Source organism: Pseudomonas sp. V98_8, assembly GCF_029967975.1.
GTDB lineage: Bacteria > Pseudomonadota > Gammaproteobacteria > Pseudomonadales > Pseudomonadaceae > Aquipseudomonas > Aquipseudomonas umsongensis.
Genome location: NZ_JASCAE010000030.1, coordinates 48,075 through 60,342, shown reverse-complemented (window position 1 = coordinate 60,342; position 12,268 = coordinate 48,075). Strand labels below are relative to the sequence as shown.

Here is a 12,268-nt window from a genome sequence, read left to right as displayed (position 1 = left end):
CTTCGGGGAGCCTTCAGGGCGCCAAAGATCAAAAGATCGCAGCCTGCGGCAGCTCCTACAGTGATTGTGTCGCGTTCTGTCAGCGGATGAAGTGAATCTTGCCGCTGTCATCGTTGCCGATGTAGATCCCGTAGACCCCGGCCTGCCGCTCCTCGATGTAGCGTTCGAGAATCTGCCGGATTGCCGGGTAGTAGATGCTGTCCCAGGGAATGTCCTCGGGCGCGAAGAATTTGTAGTCGAGGGTTTCCGGTCCATACTGCCCGGTGATCTCCAGCGCGATGGCGCGGAAGATGATGTACACCTCGCTGATCTTGGGCACGCTGAAGATCGAGTAGGGCGAGAGGATTTCCGCGCGCACGCCGCTCTCTTCCCAGACCTCGCGCAACGCCGCTTGCTCGGTGGTCTCACCACCTTCCATGAAGCCCGCCGGCAAGGTCCAGGTGCCGGGACGCGGAGGGATCGCGCGTTGGCACAGCAAGTACTTGCCGTCCTGCTCGATGATGCAGCCGGCGATGATTTTCGGATTGACGTAGTGGATGTAGCCGCAGTCGCGGCACATCAGGCGCTCGTGCGTATCGCCCGGTGGCAGCTGTGACTTGAGGTCATTGCTGCCGCACCTTGGACAATAGCTCGGGCTGAACATGATCAACGACCTATGCGGGGTTCTTTGAGCGCGATGGGCTGGGTGATCTCGGGGATCGCCCCGGTTTCTTCCTGCTTGCGCTTGAGGTAATCGAGGGCGACGGTGGCGGCGGCCCGAACGTGGTCGACGCAAGCCTGGTGGGCGGCCAGGGGATCGCCACTCTTGATCGCTTCGACCATGCGTTCCATTTCCTGGTTGCTGGCGCCGCGACGGTTTTCCTGGGACACCGAAGTCGCGCGCAGATAGCTGATGCGCGCCTGCAGTTGACGCAACTGGGTCGCGGCGACATGGTTGCCAGAACCTTCGAGCAGGACGTCGTAGAAACCTTGCACGGAGTCGATGACCTGTTGCAGTTCGCCTTCCTTCAAGGCCTGGCGGTTTTCTTCCAGGGCCTTTTCCAGGGCCTTGATGTCCTTGGCCTTGGCACGCAGGGTGAACAGTTGAACGATCAGGCCTTCCAGTACGCAACGCAGCTCATAGATATCGACGGCATCGGCCAGGGTGATGATCGCTACCCGAGGGCCCTTGGCATCGGCGAACTCCACCAGGCCTTCGGATTCAAGGTGACGCAGCGCTTCGCGCACCGAAGTGCGGCTCACGCCCAGGCGATCGCACAGATCGCGTTCGACCAGTCGATCTCCCGGCAGAAGCTGGAAGTTCATGATGGCGCTTCGCAGTTTATCCAGCACGATTTCGCGCAGGGTAACGGGGTTGCGATTGACCTTGAAGCTGTCGTCGAGTGGCAGGCGTTTCATGGGGTCCGCTCTGAATGTGGCTGTCCATGCAAAAAGAGCACTTTGATCGCAATAATCCTAGTGCTCGTTCAGTCAGATAGCCAAGGGTTAACTGGAGGCCTCGGCATCGGCTTCGGCGAACGCTTCACGGGCGAGCCGGAAACTGTCCACGGCCGCGGGGACACCGCAATAAATACCGACCTGAAGCAGAATTTCGCGTATTTGTTCACGACTCAGCCCGTTACGCAAGGCACCACGCACGTGCAGCTTGAGTTCGTGAGGCCGATTGAGGGCCGAAATCATCGCCAAGTTTATCATGCTGCGCTCTTTAAGCGACAAACCCTCACGGCCCCAGACGTGACCCCAGCAGTACTCGGTGACCATTTCCTGCAGAGGTCGGGTGAAGTCGTCGGCGTTTTCGATGGAGCGGTTCACATAGGCTTCGCCCAGCACCTGGGTGCGGATCTTAAGGCCTTTTTCGTATTTTTCGTTACTCACTTCAAAGCCCGCCCATAAGTGTGTATTTGAGTTCCAGATAATCCTCGATGCCGTACTTGGAGCCTTCACGACCCAGGCCCGAGGATTTGATCCCGCCAAACGGCGCCACTTCGGTGGAAATCAGTCCTTCGTTGATCCCGACCATGCCGTATTCCAGCGCCTCACTCATGCGCCAGGCGCGGCCCAGGTCGCGGGTGTAGCAGTAGGCAGCGAGGCCGAATTCGGTGTCGTTGGCCATCTGCACGGCCTCGGCCTCGCTGGCAAAACGGAACACCGCGGCGAGAGGGCCGAAGGTCTCATCCCGGGCAACTTTCATCTGCGTGGTGATGCCGGACAATACCGTTGGCTGGAAAAAGCCGTGGCCCAGCGCATGACGTTCGCCACCGCAAACCAACCGGGCACCTTGCGCCAGTGCGTCCAGCACATGGTCTTCAACCTTGGTCACGGCGCGCTCATTGATCAGCGGACCCTGGGTGACGCCGTCAGTGAAACCACTGCCCACCTTGAGCTGCGACACCCGCTCGGCTAGGCGCGCAACAAAGGCGTCGTGTATGCCGTCTTGCACCAGGAAGCGATTGACGCAGACGCAGGTCTGGCCAGCATTGCGAAACTTGGCAATCATCGCGCCTTCTACCGCACGCTCAAGGTCGGCATCGTCGAAGACAATGAACGGTGCATTGCCGCCCAGTTCCAGCGACACTTTCTTCAGCGTCGGCGCGCACTGCGCCATCAGCAACTTGCCAATCGCCGTGGAGCCGGTGAACGACAGTTTGCGCACCAACGGGCTTGCCGTCAGCTCAGCGCCAATGGCGATGGCATCGCCGGTGATCACGTTGAAAATACCCGCAGGAATGCCGGCCTGTTCGGCCAGCGCCGCCATGGCCAGTGCCGAGAATGGCGTCTCCGGTGCCGGCTTGACGATGCACGGACAACCGGCGGCCAGCGCCGGGCCGGCCTTGCGGGTGATCATCGCTGCGGGGAAGTTCCACGGCGTGATGGCCGCGACGACACCGATAGGTTCCTTGCTGACGACGATGCGCGCATCGCCCTTGTGGCTGGGAATCGTGTCGCCGTAGATGCGCTTGGCTTCTTCGGCGAACCACTCGATGAAACTGGCGGCGTAGAGGATTTCACCCTTGGCTTCGGCCAACGGCTTGCCTTGTTCGAGGGTCAGGATTTCGGCAAGGGCATCGGCGTTTTCCAGCATCAGCGCGTGCCAGCGCTTGAGGGTGTTGCTGCGCTCTTTGGCGGTTAACCCGCGCCAGGCCGGCCACGCGTTGTTGGCGGCGACGATGGCTTGGCGGGCGTGCTCGGCGCCAAGGTTCGGCACGCTACCGATGAGTTCACCGGTGGCGGGGTTGAAGATGTCCTGTCGCGCCCCATCGGGCGCATCCAGCCATTGGCCGTTGATGTACGCCTGCTGGCGGAACAGTTGCGAGGCTGCTGGGCTCATGCCGGCTCCTGGAGAAACATAAAAGACCTGCGCGGGCCCCTGTGGGAGCGGGCTTGCTCGCGAAAGCGGTGGGTCAGTCAATATTGATGTCAACTGACACTCGGCCTTCGCGAGCAAGCCCGCTCCCACAGGGCATTGTGTAGAGCCATCAGGCCAGGGTGGGCAGGGGGCCCAGCTTGCCTTTGTGGTAGATCATCGGCGTCACCGGTTGCTCGGGCAGGATCAGGTTCTTCACCGCGCCGACGATGATGGCGTGGTCGCCGCCATCGTATTCACGCCACAGTTCGCACTCGATGATCGCCGTGGCTTTGCGCAGCAGCGGGTTGCCCAGTTCGCTCAAGTGCCACTCGATGCCCCGGGCCTTATCCTTGCCTTTGCCGGCGAACGCATAGGCTTCGGCGGTCTGGTCGGCGGACAGCAAATGAATGGCGAATTGCTTGCTGTCGCGCAGGATCGGGTACGTGTCAGAGGCGTAGTTGGGGCAGAACAGCACCAGTGCCGGATCGATCGACAGCGCGCTGAAGGCGCTGGCAGTGATGCCGACGATGCCGCCGTCCGGGTCCAGGGTGGTGACCACCGTGACCCCGGAAGGGAACGAGCTCATGACGTCTTTGTAAATGCCGGGTTCGATCATTTCTCAGGACTCCTAGCGCATCACAAACGGATCAGGCATCGGTGCCTGGGAAAGATTGATCCACACCGTTTTCAACTCGGTGTAGGCCAGCACGGAATCGATGCCGCTTTCGCGTCCATAGCCACTGTTCTTGAAGCCGCCGATCGGCGCCATGGCCGACACGGCGCGGTAGGTGTTGACCCAGATGATCCCCGAACGCACGTCCCGGGCCAGGCGATGGGCACGCCCCAGGTCGCGGGTCCAGATGCCGGCGGCGAGGCCGAACTGCGAGTCGTTGGCGATCGCCAGGGCTTCGGCTTCGTCCTTGAAACGGATGACCGAGGCCACCGGACCAAAGACTTCTTCCTGCATGATCTTCATCGAGTTGCGGTCGCATTCGAACAGGGTCGGCTCATAGAACCAGCCTTCGCCGAGGTTCTGCGCACGCTTGCCACCCAGGCGTAAACGGGCACCTTCGGCAATGGCATCCGCCACCAGGCCTTCCACCACGGCCAGTTGCTGGGCAGTGGCCATCGGGCCCATTTCACTGCTGTCTTCCTGCGGGTTGCCGATGCGGATGCGCTGGGCGCGTTCCACCAGGCGAGCGACGAATTCGTCGTAGATTTCGTCCTGCACCAACAGACGCGAACCCGACACACAGCTTTGCCCGGACGCGGCATAGATCCCGGCGATGGCGCCGTTGATCGCGCTGTCGAGGTCGGCGTCGGCGAAAATGATGTTCGGCGATTTGCCGCCCAGTTCCAGGGACAATTTCGCGAAGTTCTCGGCACTGCTGCGCACCACATGCCGGGCCGTGGCCGCGCCGCCGGTGAAGGCGATCTTGCGTACCAGCGGATGGCGGGTCAGGGCGGCGCCGGTGCTCGGGCCGTAACCGGTGACGACATTGACCACCCCCGGTGGAATCCCGGCTTCCAGCGCCAGGCGCGCCAGTTCCAGAATGGTCGCCGAGGCGTGTTCGGACGGCTTGATCACGATGGTGTTGCCTGCCGCGAGAGCCGGCGCCAGTTTGATCGCGGTCAGGTACAGCGGGCTGTTCCACGGAATGATCGCGGCGACCACGCCCATGGCTTCGTGCACGGTGTAGGCAAACAGGTCTGGCTTGTCGAGGGGCAGGGTGCCGCCTTCGAGTTTGTCGGCCAGGCCTGCGGTGTAGTGGAAGAACTCCGGCAAATAGCCGACCTGGCCGCGGGTCTCGCGGATCAGCTTGCCGTTGTCGCGGCTTTCCAGCTGCGCCAGTTGTTCCTTGTTTTCGGCGATCAGGTCGCCCAGGCGGCGCAGCAGTTTGCCTCGGGCAGTGGCGGTCAAGCCGCGCCAGGCCGGGCTGTCGAAGGCGCTCTGCGCCGCCTGTACGGCGCGCTCGACGTCGGCTTCGTCGGCATCGGGCAGTTCGGCCCAAGGTTCGGCCAGGGCCGGATTGAGGCTTTCAAAAGTCTTGCCGGACAGGGCATCGACCCATTCACCGCCGATGCACATCTGGAAGCGTGAGAGAGTCATGCAACGATCCCCTTAATCTGATTTGGTCGGGCGTGCGCCGTGTCGAGAAACTCCAGCAACAGCTGGTTGACCAGGCGCGGCGATTCTACGGGCATCATATGCCGCTGCTCGGCGAGTACGGCAACCTTGGCGCCGGGAATGCGCTGGGCCAGTTGCTCGGCCATTTCCGGGGTCGACCCCGGATCGAGTTCGCCGGTAGCGACCAGCGTCGGCACCTGGATGCTGGCCAGGTCATCGGCGCGGTACATGTCCTGGGTGGCGAACAATTCATAAGTAGTCAGGTAGCCCTGCGGATCATTCTGCGCGAGCGTCTGGCGCAAAGCGGCGATCTGCGCCGGATTGGCTGCCTGGTATTCGCGGCTGAACCAGCGCGACAGTGCGGCTTCGGCGTTGGCATCCGGCCCGTGTTCGGCCGCCTGGGCTGTGCGGGCGATGACACCGGCGCGTTGCTCGGCGGTGCGATTGAACACACTGTTGAGCACCACAAGGCTCTGCAGGCGCTGCGGGTAATGCAGGGCAAAAGCCCGCGCCACCAGCCCGCCCATGGAGAAGCCGATCACTGCCGCCTTGGGCAATTGCAAATGATCGAGCAGCTCCAGCAACTGGTCGGCGTAACCGAGCAGCGGCGTGCCGCTTTCCGGACGCGGGCTGGCGCCATGACCGAGCATGTCGTAGGCGATCACGCGGTATTGGGTGGCCAGGCCAACGATCTGGCCGCCCCACATTTCTTTGTTCAGGCCCACGCCGTGGATCAAGACCACGGGCTGGCCTTGGCCGGTCGCCAGGTAACTGGTGCCAGCCGGGGTGCGTTCAGCGGTGAGCCGAATCATGGAGCGCTCCTGCATACCTTTTTGTTGTAGTGACCGACCGGCTTACTGGGCTTTTTCGGCGGCCAGTTCTTCCAGGTCGATGTAGCGATTGCCGATGCGTGGGTGCAGGCGGCCGCCATCGGCGCAACCCAGGACCACGACGATTTCGTCGGCACGCGGCGCGTCTTCGATCTGCATTTCCAGGGTGATGTAGTGCGAACGCAAGCCTTCGTCGTCCTTGTGCATCATCGGGATCTGGATGGAGGTGCCCGGGCCGCCGCGCTTGTTGGTGAAGCTCAGGTAGCTCTTGGCTTTCACCGCTTCGCGGTAGTGGTTGCCGAAACGCAGGGTGTGGATCACCGCGGAAGCGTGTTCGATTTCACCGTCGGCGCCGACCACGGCGGCCTTGCCGTACGCTTCGATTTTCTCGGCACCGCCGATGATGCCCACCAAGCGCTCGACCATCAGCGCGCCGAGGTCGGAGCAGTTGGCGCGGATCTGCGGCTTGAGGTCTTCAACGAAGCCGTTGCCCACCCAAGGGTTCTTCATCACCACGGCCAGCCCGACCATGGTCACGGGCTTGTCGGTGGCCTTGCCGCCTTCAATGAAGGTTTCTTCGACATAGCTGACGATCTTGCGGATTTCGAAACTCATGAGCTGCTCCGTATCAGGGTGAAAAAGTGTCTGTGCGTCTGATGGTATACCATAATACCGGATGCGCAATACCCTGAAGGGAGTTTCTGGTCGGATGGTGATGAAAAGAGGGGGGAGGACAGTAGTGCTGGGCGTGGCCCACGAGGCAGGACCGGAGCGAGGGCATGCCGAGCCTTGGCGAGGCACCGAACGCCAAGGGCAAGAGCCCTTGGTTACTTGGGGTCGGGCGGCGTTCCGTTCTTCCAAGTGACTCGTTGTAAAAGCGAAACCCTAGGTGGTCGTTACCGCAGCAACGGATATGTACACCAAGGGAACGGCTCGGCTGTCAGAGCTGAAACCTGCCTCAGACCCCAAATTTCGAAGAAGCAGCCAACCGAACCCCACTGCGCACTTCCCTGGCCGTACACCCAAAGTGCTGGCGAAAGCTTCGGGTAAATTGCGCCTGGTCGCTGAAGCCCCAGCGCATGGCCAGCTCGCCGATCGACAGGTGGCAGTTGGGGTCGCGCAGGCCTCTGTTGACCGCCTCAAGGCGGCGCAGGCGAATCCATTCCCCGAGGCTGTAGGGCGTGGTGCTGAAGAGTTTATGCACATAGCGTACGGACAGCCCGCAGGCCTCGGCGATCATTGGCGGCGCCAGGTCCGGGTTGCCCAGTTGCTGGTCGACGTATTGCTCTATGCGTTGCAAATGCAGGGCGGCCAGGTTCGAGCTTTCGCTGCTCAGCACCCGCTCGTCATCACGCAATGCCATCAACAACGTTGAAAGGGCCTGCTCCAGCAGCATATGCCGGGCGGCCTCGTCGCACTCGTCGAAACGTGCGGCGCACATCGCCAGTTGGTCGACAAAGACTCGCCCGAGTGCGCGCCTGGCGTCGAAGCACAGGCGCGTGTAGCGTTCGGCGCCGCGCAATTGGCCATGCAGCGCGCGTTCCGGGAGCTTGAACACCCACAGATCGTTGTCGCTGGCATAGTGAAAGCGGTAGGGCGCGTCGCCCCGTTCGAAGATGAAACCACCCGGTTGGCAATGCAGGGCGCGGCCGTCCTGTTCGAAATGCACTTCGCTGCGCCGCGGTACGGTGACGAGGTAGCAGGCTTCGTGATCTTCACTGACCTGGGCCTTGCTGCGCGAGTAGCCCAGTTGAGTGGAGCGCAAGCGAGAAAGGGTCAGTGCAGTGCTGCCGGTTTCCCAGATCTGCAGGCTGCCACTGAAAGGGCTGTCGGGCGCGAATTCCAGGGACAACGGAAAATACGCACTGCCAATGGCCTGGGCCCAGAGCGGTTGGCGTTGACTGTCTGGCCAGGAACGGGTGGAGAATTTGCAGGCCATGGCTGCCCTCGTATCTTTTTTATTATGAGGACGGTGCCAACGCAAAAAAAGCCGTTGGCACCGTGGGGTTGCCATCATTTGCCAATGTTTACGGGCGGTCAATCACCGGGTGTCAGCCGGTAGGTGGCCGATGGCGCCAGCGTGGCCTGCCAGCCAGGGGGGACGACGATGTTGGTGGTCGTCTCTTCGATCACGCAAGGGCCTTGCACCGTTTGCCCCGATTGCAAGTGTTCACCGTTGTATACCGGCGTTTGCTGCCAGGACGACTGGGCGCTGAACAGCATCGACCGATGACCGCTGGCCTTGGGGGCGACATCCTCGGCAGGTGACGGCAGTTCCGGCATGGGCGGACGTTGCAGGCGCGCTATTACCGAACACTCAAGGTTGACCAGTTCTGCCGGGCTTTGCGGTTCGCTATAGGAGAACAGCGCCTTGTGCCGGGTGTGGAACGCCTCACGCAACGCGACCAGGCCCGACTGGTCCAGCCGATCGCAGGTCAGCTCGACGCTGCATTCGTGAATCTGACCGAGGTAGCGGATCTCCAGGTTGTACAGGCATTGGACGTTATTGCCAGCGCCAAAGCCATCGTCGCGCAGGTTTTTCATCCCGCGCTCGCGCAGGTCACGCAAGGTCTGGTTGAGCAACGGCAGGTCGACCAGTTCGTCGTCGAGGCGCATCGGCAGCGTGGTCAATTGGTCGTAGCGGATATCGGAAAGAATCTGCCCATAGGCGCACAGCCCGGAAGCCACTTTCGGAATCAGCACCACTTTGCTGCCGATTTCCTCGGCCAGGCGCATGACGTGCATGCCCGCCGCACCGCCCGCGCCGATCAGGGCAAAGTCCCGTGGGTCATAGCCGCGTTCGACCGACACCCGGCGAATGCCGCTGACCATGTTCAGGTTGACCAGGGTGATGATGCCGATCGCCGCCCGTTCGACGCTGATGCCCAAGGGCTCGGCGATTTTGCTCCGGATCGCCTCTATGGCGGCCTGGCGATTGAGCCGGATGCTGCCGCCCAACAGCGCGCCGTCGGCCAGGTAACCCAGCGCCAGGTTGGCGTCGGTCACGGTTGGCTCGGTGCCGCCCTTGCCGTAGCACACCGGTCCCGGGTTGGCGCCGGCGCTGCGCGGGCCGACCTGGAGCATGCCGAAATCGTCGAGATAGGCGATCGAGCCGCCGCCGGCGCCGAGGGTTTCCACCTGGATCATCGGCACGCCGATGCGATAGCGCAGGAAGTCAGTGTCCTTGCTGAAGTTGGTGCGTCCTGACTTGCTCAAGGTGATGTCGAACGAAGTGCCGCCCATATCTACCGTGATCACGTTGTCGATGCCGAATGGCTGCGCCACGCACAACCCGGCTTGCGGCGCGGACGCGGGTCCTGAGTTGATCGCATTCACCGCACGTTCACGCATTACCACGCCGGGTGCCAGGCCACCGTTGGATTGAAAGTAGCGCGTGGGCTGCTGCGCGCCGAGCTCTTCGAACAAGGCGTCGATGCGTTCGATGTAGCGGCCCATGACCGGGCTCAGGTACGCGTTGACCACGGTGGTCGAGGTGCGGGTGTATTCGCGGATCTGCGGGAACACTTCGTTGCCGGTGCAGACGAATACACCCGGCAATGCCGCGCGCACCCTCTCGGCGGCGCGTTGTTCGTGGCTCGGATTGCGCACCGACCAGACGAACGAAATGGCCACGGCCTTGACGTCCTGTTCGCGGAAATAATCGATTGCTTCAGCAATCGCGTTTTCGTCGAGGGCGGCGTATTCGCTGCCGTCACTGAGGATCCTGCCGCCGATGGGGCGCCGCAGATGACGCGGCACCAACATGTAGGCCGGCGGGTAGCTGGCATCGTAGCGATGCCCGTCTTCCTTGTGGCCCAGGCGGATTTCCAGGCTGTCCTCATGCCCTTCGGTGCACAGCAGGCCAACCTTGACCCCGGTTTTCTCGATCAACGCGTTGAGGGCCACGGTGGTGCCGTTGATGCACAGGTCACAGTCGCCAATGATTTCGGCGGGGGTGCGGCCGATGGCGTCAGCGATTTGCGCCAGCCCGTTGCGGATGGCGATCGTACCGTCCTGCGGCGTCGACGGTGCCTTGAACAACTGCACGTTGCCGTTGCGATCGGCCAGGATGAAATCGGTGAAGGTGCCTCCGGCGTCGATACCCAGGCGATATTGTTGTTTGCTCATGATGAGGGGTTCCAGATAGCTCAAAGGGGGGCGATCAATGTGTGGCGCGGCACGCACGAGTCGCGGCGTCGTCGACCTGGCCGTTGCCGTCGATCACCACGCCGTATTCCAGGCGGGCACCTTCGCGGGACACCAGGCCGTTGCGTACGTCGTCGGCCACGCTGGCGACCGGGCGCCGCCGGGGATCGCCATAGCCACCGCCGCCAGGGTTGATGTTGATCACCCGTTCGCCCGGTTGCGCGATGAGCTGCGCGTTGTAGATAAAGGACTGCTCCTCACCGTCGTTCTTGCGGTGAATCAATCGGCCCAGCTTCGGTTCGAGCAGGACGTTGTTCGCGCCCGCGGCGCCCGACGTCGGCAGTTGTCGGCCCTCGCCAAAACCAACCACGGTCATCGCGTGGTCCAGCGGTTCGATTTCGATTCGCGTGCCAGAACCACCGCGAAATTCGCCGGCACCACCGCTGTCAGTCATCAGGCTATAGCGATGGATGAGGATCGGGTAGGCGTACTCCAGCAACTCGATATCACCGGACATCAACGCGCCGAAACAGCACAACGGACCGCACGCCGGCCAACCGTCCATGGTCTTGTTCGCACCGGCGCCGGAAATGATCGAGGCGAGCACCATGGTCACGTACTCGTCGTTGCCATTGCGCGGATCAAGGCCGGCAATGTTGATCCCGCTGGCGTGACCCCAGGAGGCCGTGACCCGATCGGGGGCCGCTTGTTCCAGGGCCTGGCGCACCGCGTCGGCCAGGGTTTCCATCGGTGTGGTGGTGCTGTTGACGTGGGGCGCTGGTTCCTGGGCGTTGCATAACGTGCCCGGCGGGCCGAGGTCGACGGATACGCAGCGGTACAGCCCTTCGTTGTACGGTGGCGGTACCTGGGCGAACATCATCAGCCCCAGGTACACCCCGGACACCGAGTTGCCGGCGTAGGAGTTGATGAAGTACGGCACCTGCGGCGGACTTTCGATCAGGATGTGCGCCTCGTCGCCGCGAATTTCCACTTGCGCGGTGATCGACAGTTCACCCAACCCATGGCCCGAGTCTTCCAGCACGGCAGTGCCGCTGTAGAGGCCATCCGGTACTTCTCGCAGCAAGGCCCGCATGTGCCGGTCCGCCATGTCTTTCAATTCGGCGATACACGCACGCACCTGCGCCACGCCATAACGATCGAGCAGTTCCAGCAAATGCCGTTCACCCACATTGCAGGCGCCGTACTGGGCGTTGAGATCGCCTTCTTGATAGGCCCGGGCGCGCATGTTGGTCAGCAGCAGGTTGATCACGTCTTCACGGCGCTTGCCTTGGGACCAGAGCTTGACCGGCGGGATCCGCAAGCCTTCGGCGTAGATTTCCCTGGCATCGGGGTTGTAGCCGGCGGGCACCGGTCCGCCGATGTCGGTCAGGTGACCTTTGCACACCGCCCAGAACACCAGCTCGCCTTGGTAGAACACCGGTTTATACATGCAGCAGTCAAGAATATGGCTGCCCATGTAAGCGGGGTCATTGTGATAAATCACATCGCCTTCCTGGACGTCATCGCCGAAGAAACCGGCCACGCATTTCATCGCCGGAATCAGCGATCCGAGGTGAATCGGGATGTCCTGGCCTTGCAGGATCATTTCCGGAAGGTGATCGAAGAGTGCGTTGGAGTAGTCGTGGGCCAGGTTGAAAACGCTTGAACGACCGGTTTTCTCAAGGGTGATGGTCATTTCCCGTTGCGCGGTTTCGAGCGCGCCACGCACGACTGCCAGGGTGATCGGATCTACTGTGCTCATGGGTCACCAGAAATCTTGTTGTTATTCAGGTGGAGGTCAGGACGAACGTCTAACCC

11 protein-coding genes are annotated in these 12,268 nt (G+C 62.1%); all 11 read right to left on the bottom strand.

The features are described 5' to 3' along the window. Window positions 1-79: 79 nt before the first annotated feature. Entirely contained in the window at window positions 80-643 is a 564-nt protein-coding gene (locus tag QLG10_RS08680; protein ID WP_110752930.1) for an NUDIX hydrolase, read from the bottom strand. A 2-nt stretch (window positions 644-645) separates the two neighbouring features. After that, window positions 646-1,398: a GntR family transcriptional regulator gene (locus QLG10_RS08675; RefSeq protein ID WP_020800935.1), complete on the bottom strand. Its 753-nt coding sequence runs from the start codon at window positions 1,396-1,398 to the stop codon at window positions 646-648. A gap of 87 nt (window positions 1,399-1,485) precedes the next feature. Further along, complete coding sequence (locus tag QLG10_RS08670) at window positions 1,486-1,875, bottom strand: carboxymuconolactone decarboxylase family protein (protein WP_008059553.1); 390 nt, start codon at window positions 1,873-1,875, stop codon at window positions 1,486-1,488. Window position 1,876: 1 nt separating this feature from the next. After that, window positions 1,877-3,328, bottom strand: a complete 1,452-nt coding sequence (locus QLG10_RS08665) for an NAD-dependent succinate-semialdehyde dehydrogenase (protein ID WP_110752928.1) — start codon at window positions 3,326-3,328, stop codon at window positions 1,877-1,879. 148 nt (window positions 3,329-3,476) lie between these two features. Further along, a complete protein-coding gene (locus QLG10_RS08660) occupies window positions 3,477-3,962 on the bottom strand; it encodes a flavin reductase family protein (RefSeq protein WP_282486842.1) in 486 nt (161 codons plus the stop codon). A gap of 12 nt (window positions 3,963-3,974) precedes the next feature. After that, window positions 3,975-5,456, bottom strand: coding sequence for an aldehyde dehydrogenase (locus tag QLG10_RS08655; RefSeq protein WP_110752924.1), 1,482 nt, complete (start codon window positions 5,454-5,456; stop codon window positions 3,975-3,977). Then, a complete protein-coding gene (locus QLG10_RS08650; protein ID WP_110752922.1) occupies window positions 5,453-6,286 on the bottom strand; it encodes an alpha/beta fold hydrolase in 834 nt (277 codons plus the stop codon). Before QLG10_RS08650 ends, QLG10_RS08655 begins: the two co-directional genes overlap by 4 nt. 42 nt (window positions 6,287-6,328) lie before the next feature. Further along, entirely contained in the window at window positions 6,329-6,919 is a 591-nt protein-coding gene (locus tag QLG10_RS08645) for an amino acid synthesis family protein (protein WP_003225712.1), read from the bottom strand. A gap of 343 nt (window positions 6,920-7,262) precedes the next feature. After that, entirely contained in the window at window positions 7,263-8,243 is a 981-nt protein-coding gene (locus tag QLG10_RS08640; protein ID WP_282486837.1) for a helix-turn-helix domain-containing protein, read from the bottom strand. A gap of 98 nt (window positions 8,244-8,341) precedes the next feature. Beyond that, window positions 8,342-10,432 carry a hydantoinase/oxoprolinase family protein gene (locus QLG10_RS08635; protein ID WP_188265622.1) on the bottom strand — a complete coding sequence of 697 codons (2,091 nt, stop codon included), beginning with the start codon at window positions 10,430-10,432 and terminating at the stop codon, window positions 8,342-8,344. Window positions 10,433-10,466: 34 nt separating this feature from the next. Further along, on the bottom strand, window positions 10,467-12,212 hold the full coding sequence (locus tag QLG10_RS08630; protein ID WP_110752918.1) for a hydantoinase B/oxoprolinase family protein: 1,746 nt from the start codon (window positions 12,210-12,212) through the stop codon (window positions 10,467-10,469). Window positions 12,213-12,268: the final 56 nt, after the last annotated feature.

Bases quoted from the DNA above. Each gene is read 5' to 3' on its own strand.
- QLG10_RS08665 (WP_110752928.1), bottom strand. From the start codon at position 3,328: ATGAGCCCAGCAGCCTCGCAACTGTTCCGCCAGCAGGCGTACATCAAC.
- QLG10_RS08655 (WP_110752924.1), bottom strand. From the start codon at position 5,456: ATGACTCTCTCACGCTTCCAGATGTGCATCGGCGGTGAATGGGTCGAT.
- QLG10_RS08630 (WP_110752918.1), bottom strand. From the start codon at position 12,212: ATGAGCACAGTAGATCCGATCACCCTGGCAGTCGTGCGTGGCGCGCTC.
- QLG10_RS08650 (WP_110752922.1), bottom strand. From the start codon at position 6,286: ATGATTCGGCTCACCGCTGAACGCACCCCGGCTGGCACCAGTTACCTG.
- QLG10_RS08660 (WP_282486842.1), bottom strand. From the start codon at position 3,962: ATGATCGAACCCGGCATTTACAAAGACGTCATGAGCTCGTTCCCTTCC.
- QLG10_RS08680 (WP_110752930.1), bottom strand. From the start codon at position 643: ATGTTCAGCCCGAGCTATTGTCCAAGGTGCGGCAGCAATGACCTCAAG.
- QLG10_RS08675 (WP_020800935.1), bottom strand. From the start codon at position 1,398: ATGAAACGCCTGCCACTCGACGACAGCTTCAAGGTCAATCGCAACCCC.
- QLG10_RS08635 (WP_188265622.1), bottom strand. From the start codon at position 10,432: ATGAGCAAACAACAATATCGCCTGGGTATCGACGCCGGAGGCACCTTC.
- QLG10_RS08640 (WP_282486837.1), bottom strand. From the start codon at position 8,243: ATGGCCTGCAAATTCTCCACCCGTTCCTGGCCAGACAGTCAACGCCAA.
- QLG10_RS08645 (WP_003225712.1), bottom strand. From the start codon at position 6,919: ATGAGTTTCGAAATCCGCAAGATCGTCAGCTATGTCGAAGAAACCTTC.